Source organism: Microbacterium proteolyticum (genome assembly GCF_030818075.1).
GTDB lineage: Bacteria > Actinomycetota > Actinomycetes > Actinomycetales > Microbacteriaceae > Microbacterium > Microbacterium proteolyticum_A.
Genome location: NZ_JAUSZZ010000001.1, coordinates 2,598,300 through 2,620,340 on the forward strand (window position 1 = coordinate 2,598,300; position 22,041 = coordinate 2,620,340).

The 22,041-nt window shown below is 70.7% G+C and carries 18 protein-coding genes and 1 tRNA gene; 10 read left to right on the forward strand and 9 right to left on the reverse strand.

Translation table 11 applies throughout. From position 1 onward, the window contains the following. Nucleotides 1-62: 62 nt before the first annotated feature. The 3 genes from hemW to lepA are packed head-to-tail and all read right to left on the reverse strand — an operon-like array spanning nt 63 to nt 3,810. Nucleotides 63-1,280: a radical SAM family heme chaperone HemW gene (gene hemW, locus QE392_RS12065; protein ID WP_307451993.1), complete on the reverse strand. Its 1,218-nt coding sequence runs from the start codon at nt 1,278-1,280 to the stop codon at nt 63-65. After that, nucleotides 1,280-1,924 (reverse strand): DUF1990 family protein, encoded by a 645-nt coding sequence (locus tag QE392_RS12070; RefSeq protein ID WP_307451995.1) that lies wholly within the window; start codon nt 1,922-1,924, stop codon nt 1,280-1,282. Before QE392_RS12070 ends, hemW begins: the two co-directional genes overlap by 1 nt. Before the next feature lie 26 nt (nt 1,925-1,950). Then, nucleotides 1,951-3,810: a translation elongation factor 4 gene (gene lepA, locus QE392_RS12075; RefSeq protein WP_307451997.1), complete on the reverse strand. Its 1,860-nt coding sequence runs from the start codon at nt 3,808-3,810 to the stop codon at nt 1,951-1,953. Nucleotides 3,811-4,029: 219 nt separating this feature from the next. On the opposite strand from lepA, the gene QE392_RS12080 reads away from it, so the two are divergent. Both QE392_RS12080 and rpsT read left to right on the forward strand, forming a co-directional pair. Beyond that, on the forward strand, nt 4,030-4,752 hold the full coding sequence (locus QE392_RS12080) for an alpha/beta fold hydrolase (protein ID WP_307451999.1): 723 nt from the start codon (nt 4,030-4,032) through the stop codon (nt 4,750-4,752). Nucleotides 4,753-4,870: 118 nt separating this feature from the next. Then, nucleotides 4,871-5,131 carry a 30S ribosomal protein S20 gene (gene rpsT / locus QE392_RS12085; RefSeq protein ID WP_307452002.1) on the forward strand — a complete coding sequence of 87 codons (261 nt, stop codon included), beginning with the start codon at nt 4,871-4,873 and terminating at the stop codon, nt 5,129-5,131. 301 nt (nt 5,132-5,432) lie between these two features. Here the strand turns inward: rpsT and holA are convergent, their stop codons facing one another. The 5 genes from holA to QE392_RS12110 form a co-directional block, all read right to left on the reverse strand. Continuing rightward, complete coding sequence (holA, locus tag QE392_RS12090) at nt 5,433-6,470, reverse strand: DNA polymerase III subunit delta (protein WP_307452004.1); 1,038 nt, start codon at nt 6,468-6,470, stop codon at nt 5,433-5,435. A gap of 9 nt (nt 6,471-6,479) precedes the next feature. Continuing rightward, nucleotides 6,480-8,828: a ComEC/Rec2 family competence protein gene (locus QE392_RS12095; protein ID WP_307452007.1), complete on the reverse strand. Its 2,349-nt coding sequence runs from the start codon at nt 8,826-8,828 to the stop codon at nt 6,480-6,482. Beyond that, nucleotides 8,825-9,457, reverse strand: coding sequence for a helix-hairpin-helix domain-containing protein (locus tag QE392_RS12100; protein ID WP_307452009.1), 633 nt, complete (start codon nt 9,455-9,457; stop codon nt 8,825-8,827). Before QE392_RS12100 ends, QE392_RS12095 begins: the two co-directional genes overlap by 4 nt. 236 nt (nt 9,458-9,693) lie before the next feature. Further along, nucleotides 9,694-12,267, reverse strand: coding sequence for a leucine--tRNA ligase (gene leuS / locus QE392_RS12105; RefSeq protein WP_307452011.1), 2,574 nt, complete (start codon nt 12,265-12,267; stop codon nt 9,694-9,696). Nucleotides 12,268-12,332: 65 nt separating this feature from the next. Beyond that, complete coding sequence (locus QE392_RS12110; RefSeq protein WP_307452013.1) at nt 12,333-13,571, reverse strand: anthranilate synthase component I family protein; 1,239 nt, start codon at nt 13,569-13,571, stop codon at nt 12,333-12,335. 42 nt (nt 13,572-13,613) lie between these two features. Between QE392_RS12110 and QE392_RS12115 the strand changes: the two genes are divergently transcribed. The 5 genes from QE392_RS12115 (at nt 13,614) to QE392_RS12135 (ending at nt 17,242) form a co-directional block, all read left to right on the forward strand. After that, nucleotides 13,614-14,294 (forward strand): DedA family protein, encoded by a 681-nt coding sequence (locus QE392_RS12115; protein WP_307452015.1) that lies wholly within the window; start codon nt 13,614-13,616, stop codon nt 14,292-14,294. 5 nt (nt 14,295-14,299) lie between these two features. Next, on the forward strand, nt 14,300-15,340 hold the full coding sequence (locus QE392_RS12120) for an App1 family protein (RefSeq protein ID WP_307452018.1): 1,041 nt from the start codon (nt 14,300-14,302) through the stop codon (nt 15,338-15,340). A 173-nt stretch (nt 15,341-15,513) separates the two neighbouring features. Continuing rightward, nucleotides 15,514-16,224: an SOS response-associated peptidase gene (locus QE392_RS12125; protein WP_307452021.1), complete on the forward strand. Its 711-nt coding sequence runs from the start codon at nt 15,514-15,516 to the stop codon at nt 16,222-16,224. Continuing rightward, nucleotides 16,221-17,129, forward strand: a complete 909-nt coding sequence (locus tag QE392_RS12130; protein WP_373426466.1) for a 3-methyladenine DNA glycosylase — start codon at nt 16,221-16,223, stop codon at nt 17,127-17,129. The genes QE392_RS12125 and QE392_RS12130 overlap by 4 nt, the downstream gene beginning before the upstream one ends. Before the next feature lie 40 nt (nt 17,130-17,169). Next, a tRNA-Ala gene (locus QE392_RS12135) sits at nt 17,170-17,242 on the forward strand. 262 nt (nt 17,243-17,504) lie between these two features. Here the strand turns inward: QE392_RS12135 and QE392_RS12140 are convergent. Continuing rightward, nucleotides 17,505-18,869 (reverse strand): MFS transporter, encoded by a 1,365-nt coding sequence (locus QE392_RS12140; protein ID WP_307452023.1) that lies wholly within the window; start codon nt 18,867-18,869, stop codon nt 17,505-17,507. A 187-nt stretch (nt 18,870-19,056) separates the two neighbouring features. On the opposite strand from QE392_RS12140, the gene QE392_RS12145 reads away from it, so the two are divergent. Genes QE392_RS12145 through QE392_RS12155 form a run of 3 tightly spaced genes read left to right on the forward strand, consistent with a single transcriptional unit; the run spans nt 19,057 to nt 22,030 of the window. Continuing rightward, nucleotides 19,057-19,713 (forward strand): response regulator transcription factor, encoded by a 657-nt coding sequence (locus tag QE392_RS12145; protein WP_307452024.1) that lies wholly within the window; start codon nt 19,057-19,059, stop codon nt 19,711-19,713. After that, a complete protein-coding gene (locus QE392_RS12150; RefSeq protein ID WP_307452026.1) occupies nt 19,710-21,098 on the forward strand; it encodes a sensor histidine kinase in 1,389 nt (462 codons plus the stop codon). The genes QE392_RS12145 and QE392_RS12150 overlap by 4 nt, the downstream gene beginning before the upstream one ends. Continuing rightward, a complete protein-coding gene (locus QE392_RS12155) occupies nt 21,095-22,030 on the forward strand; it encodes a TAXI family TRAP transporter solute-binding subunit (RefSeq protein WP_307452028.1) in 936 nt (311 codons plus the stop codon). The genes QE392_RS12150 and QE392_RS12155 overlap by 4 nt, the downstream gene beginning before the upstream one ends. Nucleotides 22,031-22,041 lie beyond the last annotated feature (11 nt).

The window sequence follows — 22,041 nt, forward strand, 5'->3', positions numbered from 1 at the left end:
AGCGCCCGCACCACCGCGCCCGCGCGCGACCCCGACGCGTCCCGCGGACGGTCGCCGCCGCATCACGCGGTCAGCGCCCGCACCACCGCGTCCGCCAGGAGGCGTCCTCGGCGCGTGAGCACGATGCGCCCGCGCACGGCATCCGCCCCCTCGATGAGCCCGTCGGCGATGAGGGATGCCACGGCCTTGCGGCCTTCGCCGAGGATCTCCGACACCGCCAGGCCCTCGCGGATGCGGCTGCGCAGCAGCACCGATTCGAGCCGCCGGGCGCTCTCGTCGGGGCGTTCACGCCCGGCCGCCGGGGACTCCCCGCCGGCCAGCCGCTGCGCATAGGCGGCGGGGTGCTTCACGTTCCACCAGCGGAGGCCGGCGACGTGGCTGTGCGCGCCGGGGCCGAAGCCCCACCAGTCGGTGCCACGCCAGTAGGCGAGGTTGTGCCGCGAGCGGTGATCCGCTCCGCGCGAGAAGTTCGAGACCTCGTACCAGTCGTACCCGGCCGCCGCGAGCAGCTCGTCGGCCAGCTCGTACATGTCGGCCTGCAGATCGTCGTCCGGGAGCGCGACGGCGCCCGATCGGATCTGCCGGGCCAGCTTCGTGCCGTCCTCGACGATCAGCGCGTACGCCGACACGTGATCGGGTGCGAGCGCGATCGCCGTCTCCAGCGAGGATCGCCAGTCGTCCAGCGACTCCCCCGGCGCGCCGTAGATCAGATCCACCGACACGTCGAGCCCGGCTCGGCGGGCGGCGGCGACGGCCGTGGCGACGTTGGCGGGGTCGTGGGTGCGGTCGAGCGCGGCGAGCACGTGCGGACGCGAGGACTGCATGCCGATCGACACGCGCGTGACGCCGGCGGCGGCGAGGGTGTCCATGACGATGTCGTCGACCGTGTCGGGGTTCGCCTCCACGGTGATCTCCGCGCCCTCGGCGATGCCGAACTCGGTGCGCACCGCATCCAGCATCCTGGCCAGGTCGCCGGGCGGAAGGAGGGTGGGTGTGCCGCCCCCGAAGAAGACCGTGGATGCCGCGCGGCGTCCGCCCGCGGCATCCATCACACCGCCGGCCAGGCGCACCTCGGCCGCGAGGGTGTCGGCGAAGTCGTCCTGACGTGCCCCGCGCAGTTCGCTCGCGGTGTAGGTGTTGAAGTCGCAGTACCCGCACCGCACGCGGCAGAAGGGCACGTGCAGGTACACGCCGAAGTCGGTGGCGGGGTCGAGGACGAGGTCGCCGGGGAGTCGGCCGTCGGCCGGAGCGGGGTCGCCGAGGGGAAGCGGTCCGCCCATCAGGACGTGTACAGCGGCGAGATCGCGCGCAGATACCGCGCGAACAGCGCCTTGCGGCGGCGGCGCACGCGGCTGGTGAAGAGCTTGTACGTGGGGGCGGTCGGGCGATCGAACGCGCGCACCACGAACCAGACCTCGTCGTTGTCCCGCCATTCGAGCGAGAACAGTTCCTCGCCGCTGACGATCGAGTGCCCCACGGTGCCGAGGATGAAGCCCACGCGACGGGGCTCCTCGAACACCGAGATCACCCGAAGCTCGGCGTCGGCACGGTGTCCGTCGACCTTCCCGTGCAGGCGCACGCCGGCACCCGGGCTGACGAAGGGCGTCCCGTCGGCCGCGAAACGCTGCTCGGCCTCAAGACGACTGGGCGCGATGGGCGCACCGTCGGCGTCGAAACCCACGCCGGCATAGCCCTCGCTCGACGCAGGCCGTACGTCGGTGATGCTCAGTTCTTCACTGCGCAGCGGCGCCCAGGAGAAGAGCGATTCACCGGCCGCGACGAAACGTTCTTCGCCGCTGCCGATGCGCCAGGCATCCTCGGCGGGCACGGAGTGCTCGGGCGGGTACTGCATGAGGTCGGGCGCCTGGGTGGCGCCGACAGCCGCGTAGTCGACCGTGTCATCGGTGAAGTTCTGCCTGCGCATGGTCCACCCCTCTCGGTTCTCGTGCGTTACTTCTTGGCTTCGACGTCGCCCGACAGCGCCGCGATGAAGGCCTCTTGCGGCACCTCGACGCGACCCACCATCTTCATGCGCTTCTTGCCCTCTTTCTGCTTCTCGAGGAGCTTGCGCTTGCGGGTGATGTCACCGCCGTAGCACTTGGCGAGCACGTCCTTGCGAATGGCGCGGATGTTCTCACGCGCGATGATCCGCGCGCCGATCGCGGCCTGGATGGGCACCTCGAACTGCTGACGCGGGATGAGCTTGCGGAGCCGCTCGGTCATCATCGTGCCGTAGCTGTAGGCCTTCTCGCGGTGCACGATCGAGCTGAACGCGTCGACCTTGTCGCCCTGCAGGAGGATGTCGACCTTGACGAGGTCGGCGGTCTGCGATCCGGCCGGTTCGTAATCGAGGCTCGCGTAGCCCTGCGTGCGCGATTTCAGGTGGTCGAAGAAGTCGAACACGATCTCGCCGAGGGGCATGTTGTACCGCAGCTCGACGCGGTCCTCGCTGAGGTAGTCCATGCCGAGCAACGTGCCGCGGCGGGACTGGCAGAGCTCCATGACGGTGCCCACGTAGTCCTTCGGCAGCAGGATGCCGACCTTGACGATCGGCTCCGACACCTCGGCGACGCGCCCGTCGGGGTACTCGCTGGGGTTGGTGACCGACACGGTGTCGCCCGTGTCGGTGGTGACCTCGTACGTAACTGACGGAGCCGTGGTGATGAGGTCGAGACCGAACTCGCGCGAGAGGCGCTCGGTGATGATCTCGAGGTGCAGCAGGCCCAGGAACCCGGCGCGGAAGCCGAAGCCGAGCGCGACCGAGGTCTCGGGCTCGTACTGCAGCGAGGCGTCGGAGAGCTTGAGCTTGTCGAGCGCTTCACGCAGCTCCGCGTAGTCGCTGCCGTCGATGGGGTAGATGCCCGAGAAGACCATGGGCTTCGGGTCGGTGTACCCGGCCAGGGCTTCGGTCGCGGGCTTGCGCTGATTGGTGATGGTGTCGCCGACCTTCGACTGGCGCACATCTTTCACGCCGGTGATGAGGTAGCCCACCTCGCCGACGCCGAGACCCTTGGTGGGCACCGGCTCGGGGCTGGAGACGCCGATCTCGAGCAGCTCGTGCGTCGCGGTGGTCGACATCATCTGGATGCGCTCGCGCGGCGACAGCGATCCGTCGACCATGCGCACGTACGTCACCACACCGCGGTAGGCGTCGTAGACGGAGTCGAAGATCATGGCGCGGGCGGGCGCGTCGGCCTGGCCGACGGGGGCGGGGATCTGTTCCACGATCCGGTCGAGCAGCTCTTCGACCCCCATGCCGGTCTTGCCGCTGACGCGCAGCACGTCGGCGGGGTCGCCGCCGATGAGACCGGCGAGCTCGGCGGCGTACTTCTCGGGATCGGCGGCGGGCAGGTCGATCTTGTTGAGCACCGGGATGATCGTCAGATCGTTCTCGAGCGCGAGGTAGAGGTTGGCGAGCGTCTGCGCCTCGATGCCCTGCGCGGCGTCCACCAGCAGGATCGCGCCCTCGCACGCCGCGAGCGACCGGCTGACCTCGTACGTGAAGTCGACGTGGCCGGGCGTGTCGATCATGTTCAGCGCGAACGTTTGCTCGGGGCCCTGAGCCTGTCGAAGGGCCCACGGCATCCGGACCGCCTGCGACTTGATGGTGATGCCGCGCTCGCGCTCGATGTCCATGCGGTCGAGGTACTGCGCACGCATGTCGCGGTCGGCGACGACACCGGTGATCTGCAGCATGCGGTCGGCCAACGTCGACTTGCCGTGGTCGATGTGAGCGATGATGCAGAAGTTGCGGATCTGCTCCGGCGGGGTGGCAGACGGCTCGAGGGGCTTCAGTGCGCGCGGTGACATGTTCCGTCGATTCTACGGTGGCCCGCCGACATCGCCGTCCGTGGATGCCCGGCTCCCGGCATCCTGAGGCCGAGAACACACGACCGGCGTGGGATCACAGGCTCCGAGCGTCCGGGATCGCGTGACTCGGCACGATCGTGTGATCTCGCGTCGGGGGGCGACACTCGCGCCGGGGGACGGTCGCGCCGAGGCGGCGGTGGCGCTTCTACAGTGGATGCCATGACGGTCCAGGTCGTGCTCGTGCACGGCATCCGGACGTCGGCGACCATGTGGCGTGCGCAGCTCGCGCACCTCGCGGACCGCGGCACCCCCGCGACCGCCGTCGATCTGCCCGGACACGGCACGCGGCGCACCGAGGAGTTCACGCTCGACGAGGCGTTCGCCACGATCGACCGGGCGGTTCGGGATGCCGCGACCCGCGGCCCCGTGCTGCTCGTCGGTCATTCGATGGGCGGGCTGCTGTCGATCGAGTACGTCGGTCGAGAAGAGCCGCCACCCGTGGCGGCGTTGGTGGCCGCGTCGTGCACATCGATCCCGCGCGGCATCGGGCTGTCGGCCTACCGCTTCTTCACCCGGCGCTTCGACAGCCTCCCCGACCGCGGCCTCGGGCTGACCAACCGCGTTCTGGACCGCACCCTCCCGCCCGAGACGCGGCCGGACTTCGGGGCGGGCGGGTACGCGTTCGACGCACAGGACGCCGCGTTGGCCTCGCTGTCGGTGCTCGACCTCCTGGCATCCCTCCGCCGGATCGAGGTCCCGCTGTGGTTCGTGAACGGCCAGTGGGATCAGCTGCGCATGAATGAGAGGCTGTTCCTCTCGGTGGCCCGGGATGCGGAGCTCGTCGTCGTGCCGCGCACGACGCACCTGGTGACGGCCATGCGGCCGCGGGTCTTCAACGCGCTGCTGAACGTGGCCCTCGCAACGGTCGAAGCGTCTTCCTGATAGACTCGACTCTTGGCTTGCGTGTGGGGTTTTTCCCGACCTCCACGATCGCCGGTGCGGCGTCCCTCTACCGCTCGCCCGGCACTTCCAACATTCACTCAAACGAAAGACCGTCGACGTGGCGAACATCAAGTCGCAGATCAAGCGCAACAAGACCAACGAGAAGGCGCGCGAGCGCAACAAGGCCGTCAAGAGCGAGCTGAAGACGCACGTGCGTCGCACCCGCGAGGCCATCCTGGCCGGTGACAAGGAGGCCGCCGAGAAGGCCCTCGCCACCGCGACCAAGAAGCTCGACAAGGCCGTCAGCAAGGGCGTCATCCACTCGAACCAGGCTGCCAACCGCAAGTCGGCCATCGCGAAGCAGGTCAACGCTCTCTGAGCCGCCTCTTCTTCGACAGCCCGTCCCGCTCTGCGCGGGGCGGGCTTCGTCGTTTCCGCAGGTGCTCGGTGGGTCACCTCCGCGGGCCTCTCCGCGGGCCGAGACACGGGGGCCGGGCGCAGGGGCACGTGTGTGGCGAGCGGAGGATGAGGGGCGAGCGGAGGATGCCACGCCCCGAACCCCCTCCTCCGCTGCTCTCTGATCCTCCGCTCCTCACGCGCGGCGTGGGATGCCGCGGGTCGACCGGTGACCGGCGGCGAGTGCACGGGCATGTCTGAGGCGGTTCGTCCGGACCGCCGGATCAGTCGCCGTAGGGCGCCCGCGTGGCGATGATCGTGATCATGCGCTCGAGGGCGAACACCGCATCGCGCGACGCGCCCTTGACCTCGGCGTCGGCCCGCGCGGTGGCGTGGATGGCCATGCCGAGCGTGGTGCCGGTCCACCCGACGAGGTCGCGGCGAGCTCGGTCGACCTGCCAATCCTTCATGCCGAGCCGCTGCGCGAGCATCGACGACGACTCGCGGCTGCCGGCGACGCGCGCCATGGTGCGAAGCTTCATGGCCACCGCCGCGACGAGGGGCACGGGGTCGGCCCCGGATGCCAGCGCGTGGCGCAGCGCGAGCAGTGCGGGGCCGTACTGGCCCGCGATGGCCGTGTCGGCCACGGTGAACGCCGAGGTCTCGACGCGACCGCCGTAGTAGCGCTCGACGGTGCGTTCGTCGATGTCGCCGGGGACGTCGGCGATGAGCTGCTGGCACGCGGCGGCGAGCTCGGTGAGGTCGTCGGCGAAGGCGGAGACGAGAGAGCGCAGGGCCACCGGCGCGATGCGCTTCTGAGCGGCCTTGAACTCGCCGACGGCGAAGTCGAAGCGGTCGGAGTCGCGCTTGACGGCGGGGCACGCGATCTCGATGCCGCCGCCCTGGCCGGATCGAATTCCGTCGAGCAGCTTCTTGCCCCGGACGCTCGCGCCCGTATGGCGCAGCACCACGGTCGCGCCGTCCTGCGTCTGCGACAGGTACGACACGGCCTCGTTGAGGAAGGTGTCGCTGCACTTCTCGACGCCGCTGACACGAACCAGGCGCGGCTCGCCGAAGAGCGACGGCGAAGTGACCGCCAGCAGCGTTCCGGCCGCGTAGTCGTCCGCACGGATGTCGGTGACTTCGAGGCTCGGGTCTTCGCTCTTGAGCATGGCGCGGATGCCGGCGGTCGCACGCTCGGCGCAGACTTCTTCGGGACCGGAGATGAGCACGATCGGCGCCGGCTGGGGGCTGCGCCACGACACCTGCGGGATGGCCGACTTCGCCTTCGCGGGGGCTGCGCGTCGAGGGGCCGGGGTCACTCCCCCAGCCTACCGACCGGTTCCGACATCGACCGGGGCGGCGGACGCAGCCGCTCCGACATGCTCCCGCCAGAGGGTCAGCCGACCCTCGCCGTCGAGCCAGACGGCCAGGGCGCCGTCGCCGTCGGTGCGCCCGATGGCGGTGCCGATGGCCGTCAGCATCGCCAGCAACTTTCCGGTGGGGTGTCCGTAGCGGTTGTCGGCGCCCACGCCGATGAGACCGACGGCGGGGTGCAGCTCCCGGTACAGGTCGGCATCCTGATCGGCGCTGCCGTGGTGCGACACCTTCACCACCTGCACGCGCGGAACATCCACGCGTCGGCGCAGAGCGGCCTGCGCTTCCTGTCCGAGGTCGCCGAGCATCACGGTGCGAGGGAAGCCCGCGCCCACGACGTCGATCGCGACGCTCGCGTCGTTGCCGGGCTCGGCGCGCGGCGGCGGTCCCAGCGCCTGCCAGTGGGTCGTGCCGAGCGCACCACCCGTCCCGGTCGTGGCCTCTTCCAGATGCGCACCGCCCGCGTGCAGGCGGTCGAGCAGCCTCGCGTCGGCCGCGCCGTCGACGGGACCGTGCACCACGAGCGCGGTGCGCCCGATGACGGCGGGCGTTCCCCCGACGTGGTCGAGGTCGAAGTGGGTCAGCACGAGCAGATCGAGGCGGCCGACGCCGAAGCGGTCGAGGCAGCGCGTGAGCGCCTCGGGTTCGGGTCCGGTGTCGACCAGCGCCACCGCGCCCCCCGATCGCCAGAGGGTGGCGTCACCCTGGCCGACGTCGCACATCGCGATCTGCCACGCCGACGGAACGGTCAGCGGCCCCGCGACCGTCCGAACGGCCGTCTGCGCCAGGACGACGCCGAGGGCCACCGCGGTCGTGAGCGCGGCGACCAGGGTGGTGCGCGGCAGACGTCGCGGACGGATGACGGCGACCGCGATGGCACCGCCCAGAAGGGCCAGGAGCCCCGCCCCCGCCGGTCCATCCGGCCAGGGGAGGTTCTGTGCGCCGATACCGGCGGTCGTGTGCGCGACGGCCGCGATCCACGCGGCGGGTACCCACGCGAGGGCGGTGAGTCCGTCGCGCAGCCACGGGAACGGTGCGATGCACGCGAGCGCTCCGGCGATGGTCGCCGGCGCCGCCGCAGGGTCGGCCACCAGGTTGGCCGCGACGCCGAGCAGGGGCACGTGCGGGTCGATCAGCACGATGAGGGGTCCGCACACCACTTGGGCGGACGTGGGAACGGCGAGGGCGAGCGCGAGAGCGCGCGGCATCCATCGCTGCAGCCCGGCGGCGAGGGGGCGCGCCAGCACGAGCAGCGCGCCGGTGGCCGCCGCTGACAGCGCGAAGCCGAGCGATCGGCTCAACCACGGATCGAGCACGAGCAGCACGGTGACCGCCAGCGACAGCACCGCGACCCCGATGGCGGGCCTGCCGAGTGCGAGCGCCAGCATCGCCACGAGGGCCATCGCCGCAGCCCGGATGACGCTGGGCTCGGGGGTCACCAGGGCGACGAAGGCCGCGAGCACGATGATCGCTCCCCCGACGCGGACCGCCCGGCGTGCACCGCACAGCGCGAACAGCGCAAAGGCGGCACCGACGACGATCGCGCAGTTGGCACCGGAGACCGCGGTGAGATGCGACAGGGAGGACGCAGTCATCGCCGTCTCCGTCGCGGGGTCGAGGCTCGACGTGTCGCCGACGGCGAGCCCGGGGACCAGCCCGGCTCCCGGCTGCGGCAGGCCTCGCGTCGACGCCACGAGACCGTCGCGAACACTCTCCAACCACGCCCACACGCCGCCCGGCTCGGCGGCCGCGACCACCTCGTCGGCCCGCACCACGAGGGCCGCACGCTCGCCCGACGCCGCCGGAACGGCCCGCCCCGACAGCTGCACCGCGCTTCCCATCCCGGCGCGCGACAGCGCGGCTCTCCCCTCCGCGTCGACGAGCACCCGAGCCGGCACCGCCCCGGTGACCGTCGCATCGCCCGCCCGCACTGTCGAGGCCACCGCGTCGAACCACGCGCCCCCGTCGGCGGAGCCGTCGATGCGGCCGGTGACCGTCACGTCGAGTTCGAGGTGGCGACCCCCTTCCGCCTGCAACGCAGCGATCTGGCTTCGGACGGGGGCGAGGGATGCCACGGTCCCCGCTGCTGCCGCGCTGCACGCCAGTGCGACGGCCACCACGGCGAGCACCGGCCGCCGCCACCGCACCAGGACGGCGGTGGCGATGCACGACAGGACCCCCAGCAGGACGGCGAGCAGGATGGCATCCGGGACGCACGTCGCCAGGCCCGCGGCCGCCCAGGTCGTCGCCGCGACCGAGACCGGTCGGAGCGCCCGTCGCCGCAGAGCGCGTCGCGTGCTCATACGCGCACCAGATCGCGGAGCGCGGCGAGCATCTTCTCGCCGATCCCCGGCACCGACTGCAGGTCGTCGACGCTGGTGAACCGGCCGTTCGTCTCGCGCCACTCGATGATGCGGTCGGCCATGGCGGGACCGACGCGCGGCAAGGTGTCGAGCTGCTCGCGCGTCGCCGTGTTGAGGTCGATCAGCCCACCGGACGCGGATCCGTCGTCGCCGGCTCCCCCGGGCTCGGACGTCTCGGCCCCGACCACCGGTACGACGATCTGCTCGCCGTCGGCGACCGGCCGAGCGAGGTTCACCCCGTCGCGGTCCGCATCGTCGGCGAACCCACCGGCCTGGGCGATGGCGTCGGCCACCCGGTCGCCGGCGTCGAGGCGATAGAGCCCCGCCTCTTTAACCGCGCCGGCGACGTGGACGTACAGCCCCGCCTCCGCGAGCGGTGGGGGCACGGAGGAGGCCGTGGAGACGGGCTCCACGACCTCGGCCCCCGTCGCCCCGCGCAGCATCCCGATCCCGACGGTCACCGCGAATGCGAGGAGGACGATCACGATGACGGCCCCGATGCCCAGCCGCGCGCGGGGCGGCAGGTGCTCGCTCGCCGCGGCGGAAGGTGCAGGAGAAGTCTCGGTCACGCCTCGACGTTAGGAAGATCGGTCTCGCCCGCGGGGCCACTCGAGCCCATTCCGTGCGCGACGAGCGCGATGTGCCCGCTGGGGAGAAGACGCATGGGCGGATGGCGACGGCGGCTACGCGTCGAGCCGACGCGACGGGAGCGCGTACTCCCTCGCCGTCTGACAGCCGAGAACACCGGATGCCACGCCCTCGACCCTCCGCAGAGAGCCGGAGACGTGGCATCCGGCTTCGACGCTTACTTCGTCGAGAAGCTGACCACCTTCGGCGGGCGCACCACCGCGCGGACGATCTCACGATCGCCCAGCGCTCGGCGCACTTTCTCGTCGCCGCGGGCGAGCTTCTCGAGCTCGTCGGCGCCGATCTTGGCCGAGACCTCGAGGGTGCCGCGCACCTTGCCGTCGATCTGCACGACGGCCACGACGTTGTCTTCGACCAGCAGGGTCGGGTCGGCCTGACGCCAGGTCACCAGCCCCACGAAGCCGTCGTAGCCCAGCGTCTGCCACATCTCTTCGGCGGTGTGCGGGGCGAACAGGTCGAGGGTCATCGCGATGACCTCGGCGGCCTCGCGAACGGCCGGGTCGCTCGTACCGGCGGAGCCGTCGATGGCCTTGCGGGTGGCGTTGACCAGCTCCATCAGGCGCGCGACGACGACGTTGAACTTCGTCTGCTCGATGAGGTTCGGGGCCTCGGCCAGCAGGCGGTGCGTCGCGCGGCGGAGGGCCTTGTCGCCCTCGGCCCACACGACATCGGTCTCGCTGTCGACGTCGTGCGCGATGCGCAGGGCGCGGGCGAGGAACTTCGCCGCACCGGTCGTGGAGACGTCGTTCCAGTCCTTGTCGTCTTCCACCGGGCCGGCGAAGGCGAGCGCGACGCGCAGGGCGTCGGCGCCGTGGGCGTCGAGCTCCTCCTGGAACAGCACCAGGTTGCCCTTGCTCTTCGACATCTTCGCGCCGTCGAGGATGACCATGCCCTGGTTGATCAGGCTCGAGAAGGGTTCGGTGAACTCCACCAGGCCCATGTCGAACAACGCCTTGGTGATGAAGCGGGCGTACAGCAGGTGCAGGATCGCGTGCTCGACGCCGCCGATGTAGAAGTCGACCGGGCCCCACTTCGCCGCCTCGCGGCCCGAGAACGCCTCGGTCTCGCTCTTCGGCGACAGGAAGCGCAAGTAGTACCAGGAGCTGTCGACGAAGGTGTCCATCGTGTCGGGGTCGCGCAGCAGCGTCTGCCCCGTCTCGGGGTCGGTCACCTGCACCCACTCGGTCGCCGCGCCCAGGGGCGACGTGCCCTTGGGCTTCAGGTCGAGACCCTCGACCGACGGCAGCACGACCGGCAGCTGGTCGGCCGGGACGGGCGTGATCGACCCGTCCTCGCCGTGCAGCATCGGAATCGGCGTGCCCCAATAGCGCTGGCGCGAGATGAGCCAGTCGCGCAGGCGGTAGGTCTTGGCGGCGCGGCCGACGCCCTTGGCTTCGAGCTCCTCGATGATGCGCGCGATCGCGTGGCGCTTGGACAGACCGTTCAGCGAACCCGAGTTCGTCATGCGGCCGTCACCGGTCAGGGCGATTCCCGTCTTCGCCGGATCGAGGTCGTCGAGATCGCCGAACGGATCGATCGGCACACCGTTCTCGTCGAGCTCGATCACGGGGATGGAGCCCGTCACGGGAGCGTTGGTGTCGACGACCACCTTGACGGGCAGGTCGAACGCGCGGGCGAAGTCGAGGTCGCGCTGGTCGTGCGCGGGCACGGCCATGACGGCGCCGTGACCGTAGTCGGCCAGCACGTAGTCCGCAGCCCAGATCGGCAGCTTCTCGCCGTTGACGGGGTTGATCGCGTAGTGGCCGAGGAACACGCCGGTCTTGGGGCGGTCGGTGGCCTGACGCTCGATGTCGGTCGCGCGCTGCACCTGCGCGAGGTACGCCTCGAACGTCTCGCGCACACCCTGATCGGCGGATGCCGCCAGCTCGGCCGCGAGGTCGGACTCGGGCGCCACGACGAAGAACGTCGCCCCGTGCAGCGTGTCGGGGCGGGTGGAGAAGACCGTGATCTTCTCGTCACCGCCCTCGATCTCGAACTCGATGTCGGCGCCGACCGAGCGGCCGATCCAGTTGCGCTGCATCTGGATGACCTTGCTCGGCCAGAAGCCTTCGAGCTGGTTCAGGTCGTCGAGCAGGCGGTCGGCGTAGTCGGTGATGCGCAGGAACCACTGGGTCAGCTTCTTCTTGACCACGACGGCGCCGCTGCGCTCCGACGTGCCGTCGGGCAGCACCTGCTCGTTGGCGAGCACGGTCTGGTCGACCGGGTCCCAGTTGACCAGAGCGTCTTTGCGGTACGCCAGGCCCTTCTCGTACAGCTTCTGGAACAGCCACTGGTTCCAGCGGTAGTACTCGGGGTCGCTGGTGTGCAGCACCCGGCTCCAGTCGAACGAGACGCCGTAGTCCTTCAGGCTCGCCTTCTGCTGGGCGATGTTGGCGTAGGTCCACTCGACCGGGTCGGCACCGCGCTTGATGGCGGCGTTCTCGGCGGGCAGGCCGAACGAGTCCCACCCGATGGGGTTGAGCACGTTGTAGCCGCGGTGACGCCAGAAACGGGCCACGATGTCGGAGTAGAGGTAGTTCTCGGCGTGCCCCATGTGCAGGTCGCCCGAGGGATACGGGAACATCGCGAGCACGTACTTGCGGGGGCGGGTGTCGTCGTCGCCGCCGGCGCGGAACGGGTCTTTGTCGGCCCACGCCTGCTGCCACTTCGCCTGGATGGCGTGGGTGTCGAAGCCACCGTCGCGGGCGTCGGGTGCGGAGTTCTGAGACACGGGAAAAGCCAATCGTGTGAGTCGGGAGGCCACGAGGCCAGCGTCCAGGGTATCGGACCCGCACCTCACCACCCGGGCGGGACCTCGGCACCGAGCGCGGCGAGGGGGGCGCGCGCCTTGATGCCGACCTCCGCGACCTCGGATGCCGCGACCGACCGCCACGTGATCCCTCCCCCGGCGCCGACGTAGGCGGCATCCGGTTCCACGACGATGCTGCGGATCACCATCGCGAGATCCGCCGAGCCGTCGTCTCCGATCCAGCCGAACGCGCCCGAGTAGAGCCCGCGCGGAGCGGCTTCGAGGTGGGCCAGGATCTGCATCGCGGATTCCTTCGGCGCCCCCGTCATGCTGCCCGCGGGGAACGCGGCCTCCAGCAGCCCGCCGACGGTCGTGCCGGGCAGGAGCCGTCCCGACACCTCGCTCACGAGCTGGTGCACGTGCGGATAGCTCTCCACCTCGAGCAGGCGGTCGACGCCCACCGTCGACGGCTCGCAGACCCGCGAGAGGTCGTTGCGCATGAGGTCGACGATCATGACGTTCTCGGCGCGCTCCTTGGCATCCGATCGCAGGTCGTCGGCGAGCGCCGCGTCGCGCACCGGATCGGCCGCGCGAGGGCGGGTGCCTTTGATCGGGTGCGTGTGCACGGCACCGCCGCGCACCTCGAGGAAGCGCTCGGGCGATGCGCTCACCAGGGTCGTGTCCCCGATGCGGACGAAGCCGGCGTGGTGAGACGTCGAGCTGCGGCGAAGGCGACGGAAGACCGCGAGCGCATCCACCGCCCCGGGAACGGTGAACCGGGTCGTGAGGCACAGCTGATACGCGTCGCCCTCCCGGATGCGCTCGCGGCACGCGGCGATGAGCTCGGCGTAGCGTTCGGGGGTGACGCGGGCGGATGCCACGCCGCGGTCAACGGCGGGGGCGACGTCTCGGGGCGCGGGGGCGTCGGCGATGCGCTCGGCGAGGGCCGGGTCGCCGACGGCGTACGCCTGCCGCGACGCGTGGTCGAAGGCGAGCATCGCGTCGACGCGCAGCCATGACCCTTCGCCCTCGTACGTACGCCAGCCGACCCATCCGCCGCGGAACGGACCGCCTTCGCCTCCACGGGCACCGGATGCCGCGGCATCCTGCTGCATCGGGCGGGACGACGCGTCGAGGTGCCCCGTGCCCATCCAGCTCCACCCCGTCTGCGCGTCCACGCCCGCATCGAGCCAGAACGCCTCGGGGGCGCCGGCGAACAGGTGCAGGAACGCCGCTTCGGGGTCGACCCACGCGGCGCGGGTGAACGAGGGGGCGGAGTGCGGCACGCTCCCAGGCTAGGGGTGGCGCGCGGCTCTAGGCTGACGGGGGTGAACGAGATCCTCACGTGGCTGCTCGACGTCGTCCAGAACGTCGACCCCGTGCTGCGCACCGTCATCGCCGGCATCGCGGTCATGCTCGAGACGAGCGTGCTGGTCGGGCTGATCGTGCCCGGTGACACGATGGTGATCGTCGCGGGGACGGCCGTGGGATCGCCCCTCGAGGGCGTCGTCCTCGCCGCGGCCATCGTGGTGGGTGCACTCGTGGGCGAGAGCCTCGGCTTCTGGCTCGGCCGGTACTTCGGCCCGCGCATCCGCGCGTCGCGACTCGGTCAGAAGCTCGGTGAGCGCAACTGGGCGCGCGCCGACCGGTATCTGCGTCGCCGCGGCGGACTGGCCATCTTCCTGTCGCGATTCCTCCCCGTACTGCACTCCCTCGTCCCCCTGACCGTCGGGATGAGCGGGTACAGCTACCGGCGCTTCCTCGCCTGGACCACGCCCGCCTGCGTCATCTGGGCGGGGCTGTACGTCTCGGTGGCCGCCACCGCCGCGGGCACCTACCGCGAGCTCGCGGATCAGCTCCACTACGCGGGGTATGTCTTCGTCGGCATCCTGGTGGTCTTCCTCGTTCTGGTGTTCGTCGGCAAGAAAGTCATCGAACGCGCGGAAAGACGTCATCTGGCCGATGACGTCCAGCCCCTCGAACCCGCGGACGGCGACGTGAAAGACTGAGGCCGATGCCTCGTTCTTCTCGCGCCACTCGCGCCAAGGTGCTCTGGTTCGCCCGACTGGAGCGCCGCTTCCACCGGTGGCGTGAACGGCGTGCCCGTGCACGCGGCCTCCGCCCCGCCGTCGTCGGCTTCCCCGGCTACGGCACCCAGGAATGGGTGCGCGTCCTCGGACGCGTGCTCATCGCTCCGCCGCTCAAACGCACCTCGACCGGGGAGTTCGCGAGCCTGCGCGGCTGGCGGAGTTTCGCCGCCGTGCCCGTCGGCTTCGCGCAGGTCGAGGTCGTGATCGACGGCGTCACGCACAAGGTCTCCGCCGACCGCGGCGGCGTGATCGACGCGAAGCTCCCCGCCGGTCTCGCACCCGGGTGGCAGACGGTCACGATGTCGGTCGAGGGCAGCGAGCCCACCGAGACCCGCGTGTTCATCGTGGGCGCCGACGTGCGCTTCGGCATCGTGAGCGACATCGACGACACCGTCATGGTGACGGCCCTCCCCCGGCCTCTGCTCGCGGCCTGGAACTCGTTCGTGGTCGACGAGCACGCCCGTCAGCCGGTGCCCGGCATGGCGGTGATGCTCGAACGCATCACGCGTGAGAACCCCGGCATCCCCGTCATCTACCTCTCCACCGGGGCGTGGAACGTCGCCCCGACGCTCACGCGGTTCATGCGCCGCCACCTCTTCCCGGCAGGGTCCTTCCTGCTCACGGACTGGGGTCCCACGCACGATCGCTGGTTCCGCAGCGGCCGCGATCACAAGGAGCTGAACCTCCGCCGCATCGCCGACGAGTTCCCGCAGGTGAAGTGGCTGCTCGTCGGCGATGACGGCCAGCACGATGACGCCATCTACACCGGCTTCGCGATCGAGCGGCCGCAGAGCGTCGCCGCCGTGGCCATCCGCCGCCTCCTGCCCGCCGAGGCCGTGCTCGCCGGTGGCCGCACGGTCGTCGACGATCACTCCGCGGCCGAGGTGCCCTGGGTGACCGGGTCGGACGGGGCGGCGCTGCTCGATCGCCTGCAGGACGTCGGGGTCGTCGCGCGCGACGCCTGACCGTGGTTCGGCGCATCTCGGGCTGAGAGTGCGCGGGTCCCGGAGGTCGCGCGGGCGGTTCCGGATGCGGCGGCGGTTCCGGATGCCGCTGCGTCCCCGGATGCCGGGGGCACGGGCACTCGACCACCGCGGTGCAGCGGCCCGATGTCGGACGGTGCGCGTACGGTGGAGGCATGTGCGGTCGATTCGTCGTGGCCAACGTGGCATCCGAGCTCGTCGGGGTTCTGCGCGTCGATGTCGAGGCCGATGAGCTGCCTCCGCCGTCGTACAACATCGCCCCCACGTCGCAGGTGGGCATCGTGCTCGACTCGATCAAGAGCGAGCCGCCCGTGCGCCGGCTCGAGGTCGCGCGGTGGGGCCTGGTGCCGGGCTGGGCGAAGGACGTCAAGATCGGCGCGCGGGCGTTCAACGCGCGCTCCGAAGAGGTCGAAGACAAGCCGATGTTCCGCAACGCGCTGATCAAGCGGCGGGCCGTGATCCCGGCATCCGGGTACTACGAGTGGAAGACCACCGAGGCCGGCAAGACCCCGCACTACATCCACCCCGCCGATGGGTCGCCGCTGTTCTTCGCCGGCCTCTACGAGTGGTGGAAAGACCCTGCGCTCGCCGACGACGACCCCGCGCGGTGGGTGCTGAGCTGCACGATCCTCACGCGCGACTCGATCGGGCGGCTGGGGTCGATCCACGACCGCATGCCGCTGTTCATGGACCCCGATTTCGCCGATGCCTGGCTCGACCCGACCACCGAGAACGTCGGCGACATCCTCGACGCGGCGATCGACGCCGCGCCCGACGTCGCCGAGACACTCGACGACCACGTGGTGTCGCCCGCTGTCGGCAACGTACGCAACGACTCCCCCGACCTCATCGACGAGGTCGGGTGACGACGCTGACCGCCGGCCGGACGCTGACGCGGGCGCAGTGGACGTTGGCGGCCGCTGTGCACGCGGAGCGCGCCGACGCCCTCACTGCGGAGCATCGCGCCCGCGCGAGCCGCGCCGAGAAGCATCCGGTCGAGGACTTCCTCTTCACCTACTACTCCTACAAGCCCGCGATCCTGCGGAGGTGGCACCCCGGCCCCGGCGTCGTCCTGGAGCAGGCGGAGGAGCGCGTCGGCTGGCGGTGGTACCGCGCCGACGGCGATGACGTTCACGTGGATGCCGGGCGCTTCCGGACCGAGCGCGGTTCGCTGTACCGGGGGGTGCTGAACCTGCTGCGGGCCACGCTCGGGCGTCCGGCGCAGTTCGGCTGCTTCGGACTGCACGAGTGGGCGATGGCCTACCGCGCCGACGAGGTGCGCCATGCGGTGCCGCTGCGCCTCGGCCGGTCCGGCACCGACGCCGTCGTCGAGGCGCACGACCTCAAGTGCACGCACTTCGACGCGTTCCGGTTCTTCACACCCGAGGCCGTGCCCCGCAACCGGCGACCGCTCTCCCGCGACAGCCAGGTCGAGAACGAGCAGCCGGGGTGCCTGCACGCCGGCATGGATGTCTACAAGTGGGCGGTGAAGCTCGGGCCTCTGGTCCCCGGGCCGCTGCTGCTCGACGCGTTCGAACTCGCGCGAGACATCCGGACGCTCGACATGGAGGCGTCTCCGTACGATCTGTCGGCCTGGGGCTATCGCGCGGTCCCGATCGAGACCGCCGAGGGTAAAGCGGAATACGTCACCCGCCAGCGGGCGCTCAGCGAGCGCGGACAGGTGCTCCGTCGAGCCGTGGTCGACGCCGTCGCAACCGAGGACGACACGCCCGGCGCGGCTGATTTTTCGCCCGCACGATTCGTGTTGTAAGCTCATGGAGTTGCCTCAAACGGGGCAGACAAAAGAAAACGGGCCTGTGGCGCAGCTGGTAGCGCACCTGCATGGCATGCAGGGGGTCAGGGGTTCGAGTCCCCTCAGGTCCACCCAGAGAGAAAGCCTCCGCTTCGGCGGAGGCTTTCGTCGTTTCGAGATCGCGGCGGTCCCGGTCCCTTCGCCGGGCTCCCGGTCCCTTCGACAGGCTCAGGGACCTCACGGCGCGCCGCGTCAGGGCTCCCGGCGCACCGAGAGGTCGAGCCGCCGGGGCGTTCGACGCCGCGCGGGCGTGGGTGACATGGCATCCCTCCCCCGTCATGCCCGAAGGCGCGGACGCCCCTCGACGCTAGAGGGACGTCCGCGCGGGCGGGGTCAGCGCGAGGCGACCGGCACGCGGGTCTTCGCGCTCTGCGCCTCGCGCATGACGAGTTCGTCGTCGAGCCAGTTCGGCGCCTTGTTGCGCAGGGCGAAGATGTACACGGCGAGCGAGGCCGCGATGATCACGGTCACGTAGACGATGAACAGCGGCACCTGTTCGGCGCTCTGCGCGCCGGCGTACAGCAGGGGCGCCGTGCCGCCGAAGAGGGAGTTCGCGAGCGCGTAGCCGAGGCCCACACCGAGAGCGCGCACGTGCGTCGGGAACAGCTGCGCCTTCACGAGCGCGTTGATGGAGGTGTACCCGGTCAGGATGACGAAACCGCCCAGCAGGATGGCGAAGGCCGCGAACTCGTTCGTCTGCTGCGGCAGCATCGTGATGAGGAACCACGTGTACAGCACGCCGCCGACCCCGAAGAACACCAGCAGGGTCTTGCGCCCGACCTTGTCGCTGAGCCAGCCGCCCAGGGGCTGCATGAGCATGAGCGCCGTGAGCGCGATCAGGTTGATGACGGTGCCGGTGACGACGTCGCCGCCCGAGAAGGCCGTCTTGACGATGTTCGGACCGGTGACGGAGTAGGTGTAGAACGCCACCGTGCCACCCGCCGTGACGGCGAAGCACAGCAGCAGCGGACGCCAGTTGTTCACGAACAGGTCGCGCAGCGAGCCGGAGTCCTTCGAACGGCCCGATTTCGTCTCGTCGATCACGCTCATCTCAAGCGACTCGTCCATGGTGCGTCGCATCCAGAACACGGCGACCGCGGCGACGCCGCCGATGGCGAAGGCGACGCGCCAGCCCCACGACGTGATCGCCTCTTCGGGCAGCGTGAGAACCATGATCAGCAGCGTCGTCTGCGCCAGGACGTGGCCACCGACGAGGGTGACGTAGTGGAACGACGACAGGAAGCCGCGGCGACCCGGCATGGCCGCCTCCGACATGTACGTGGCGCTGGTGCCGTACTCGCCGCCGGTGGCGAATCCCTGCAGGAGACGGGCGAAGACGAGGATGACGACGGCCCCGGCGCCGATCATCTGCGCCGTGGGCGCGAAGGCGATGATCAGGGAGCACAGCGCCATGAGCGAGACCGAGACGGTCAGAGACAGACGGCGACCGTGGCGATCCGCGAAACGCCCGAAGAACCACGAGCCGATGGGGCGCATGAGGAAGGTGACTGCGAAGATCGCCCACACGTAGATGGTCGAATTCTTGTCGTCGGCGCTGAAGAACTGCGACTCGAAGTAGACCGCGAAGACGGAGTAGACGTAGACGTCGTACCACTCGACGAGGTTGCCCGCCGAGCCCTTCAGCGTGTTCGAGATCGATCGCCGCATGCTCGTGGGGATCGTTGTCGTCGTTGACATCATGATTCCGATCTGTCGAAGAAGTGTCGTGGTCTGCACCGCTGCCGCTTCGCATCCCGGCGGCATCGCGGGGTCGGTGTCATCCTGCCCCGCATCCGCCCCGACCCGGCGCGATCCTTACATCCGCCTTACATTGCCCTCCGTCTCGTCCTCGGACGCGGGAGGAACGGATGCCTACGATGAACTCATGCACGTACTCGTGGCCGAGGACGACGGCTCCGTCGCCGGCGCTCTCGTCTCGGCGCTCCAGCGCGCCGGACACGCGTGCACCCGCGTCGCCCGCGGCAGCGACGTCCTGCTGCGACACCACGACGCGCAGGTGGTGCTGCTCGACCTCGGACTGGAAGACATGGACGGTCTCGACGCCCTGCGGCAGCTGCGGGCGGTGAGTCAGGTTCCGGTGATCGTCGTCACGGCCCGCGGGGACGAACGCTCCACTGTGCGCGCACTGTCGCTCGGCGCCGACGACTACCTCGTCAAGCCGGTCCGCCTGCATGAGCTGCTGGCGCGCCTGCTCGCGGTCACCCGGCGGTACACCCCACCGGAGCACCGCACACGACTGCACGTGGGGTCCCTCGACATCGACCTCGATGCCCGACGCGTCCGGGCGGTCGACCGTGAGGTGGCGCTCACGCCGAACGAGTTCGGCATCCTGTTCTCGCTCGCTCGGCGCGCGGGGCAGATCGTCAGCCGTCAGCAGGTGCTCGACGAGGTGTGGGGCGATGCGTACGCGACCTCGTCGCGCTCGTTCGACGTGCATCTGGGACAGCTCCGTCAGAAGCTGCCCGAGGTGACGATCACGACGGTCCGCGGCGTCGGCTATCGACTCGAGGATGCCGGGTGAGACTCCGCGTCCTGCTCCCTCTCCTCGTCTTCGGCTTGATCGCGGTGATCGCGGTGCTCATCCCCGCCGCGCAGTCGATCGCCGACTCCCGGACGCAGCAGATCGCCCTTCAACGCACCGCGGCGCTCGATCACGTGGTGCAGCGTGCGAGAACCGCCCTCGTGCAGGATGATGGCGACGGGCTGCAGGGATACGTGGAACGCTTCCACGCGGTCTACGGCGAGTCGGTGCTCGTGCTCGACGCGGACGGGGATGCCGTGGCGTCCGCCGGCGACCTCTTGCGCGACGCGCGCGTCGACGAGCTCGTCACCGCGGCCTCCCGCGCCCTGCCGCAGCTCTCGCTCCCTCGCGTCTCGCCATGGGGACCGAGCACCTCCCTGGTGGCCGTTCCTGTGATCGCCGCGGGCGACCTGTCGGCGGGCGTGGTCGTGCTCGCCGTCGACCTGCGCGACGGACAGGCGGACGTGTCCCGCGCGTGGGCGGTGATCGTGATGGTCGGGGTGCTGCTGTTGAGTGCGCTGATGGCGGCGTCTGTGCTGTGGACGCGCTGGATCCTCCGCCCGGTGCGCGCGCTCGACGCCGCCGTCGCCGACGTCACCGCCCACCGCGACCCCCCACCGCTGCGCCCCTCGGGACCGCCGGAGCTGCGGCATCTGAGCCGCGCGTTCGTCGCCATGGCGGACGAGGTCGAGACGAGTCTGGAGCAGCAGCGCGGCTTCGTCGCCGACGCCTCGCATCAGCTGCGCACGCCGCTCGCGGCGATCCGGCTGCGCGTGGATGCTCTGGCGCGCGACGGAGAGACCGCCGACGATCTCGCCGCGGTCGACGACGACCTCGACCGTCTGGAGTACACCGTGAATCGGATGCTGACCCTCGCGAACGCGGAGCACCGTGCGTCGGCGCAGTCGCAGGGTCGCGACGACGCCCGCGACGAGGGCGCTCCGCGGGAGTGCACGGTCACCGCGGCCGAGCTCGCGGCGCGTCACCAGGACCGTCTGCGGTCCGCCGGGCAGACCCTCGTGGCCGTGCCGGGCGCAGCCGTGACGATCCCCTGCGGGCGCGCCGACCTCGACGAGATGGTGGATGTGCTGCTCGACAATGCGGCCAAGTACGCCGGCCCCGCGGCGGAGGTGCGTGTGACCCTCGCGCAGGATGCCACCGGCATCCGGCTCCTGGTCGAAGACTCCGGGACGCGATTGACGGACAGAGACCTCGCCCACATGGGCACCCGCTTCTGGCGTGCCGGCCGCGAGGCGACGCCCTCCGGGACGGGGCTCGGCCTTGCGATCGTCGCGCAGCTGATGCGCGCCGCGGGCGGGCGGCTCGACCTCGCACGCTCTGCTCTCGGCGGACTCGCGGCCCGACTGGTGTGGGAGCGACCGTGACGTCGCTCACTCGGCGCGGGTTCCTCTGGGCGGGCATGGCCGCGGGAGCGCTCGGTCTCGCCGGCTGCTCCCCCGCTCCGCCTCGCAGGCTGATCCTCGGGTGCGGCGAGCCCGGCGGCAGCTATCTGCAGTTCGGCGAGCTGCTCAGCTCGGTGGCCCGCGATGCTGGCGGGGTCGAGATCACCGCCCTCGCGACCGAGGGCAGCGTCGAGAACATCGCTCTCCTCGGCGCCGGGAGGGTCGACCTCGCGCTCTCGCTCGCCGACTCCGCCGCGGTGGCGGCGACGCGCGACGACCTCGTCGCCATCGGACGGGTGTATCAGAACTACCTGCAGTGCATCGTGCGCTCGGCCAGCGGTCTCACCTCGCTGGCCGACCTGGCGGGGCGAGTCGTCTCGCTGGGCGCGCCCGGATCGGGGGCTGCGGCCACGGCGAGTCGGCTTCTGGATGCCGGGGGCCTGTCGACTGCAGCGACACCTCCGGTCACGATCGAACGGACATTCCGCGAGGCGGTCGTCGAGCTGGAGCAGGGCCGCATCGACGCGGTGTTCTGGTCGGGAGGGATCCCCACGCCCCAGATCGCGGAGCTCGCCGCCCGGACCTCGATCAGGGTCCTCGACACCACGTCGGCCCTCCCCGAGCTGCTGACGGGCTACCCCGGCGCGTACGCGGCCACCACCATCCCGGCGGGGGTGTACGGCGCCGACTCCCCCGTTCCCGCCATCGGAGTCGCCAACCTGCTCCTGGCGTCCTCCGATCTCGACGACGACCTCGCGCGGCGCCTGGTGGACGTGCTCATCGATGACGCCGCCCGTCTCGTGCCGGCCGGCTCCCTCGGCATCCAGTACCTGACCCCGGCGAGTCTGATCGACACGGTTCCCGTGCCGCTGCACCCGGCCGCCGAGCGGCGCTACCGCGAGCGCTACGGCTGACGACCTCGCCG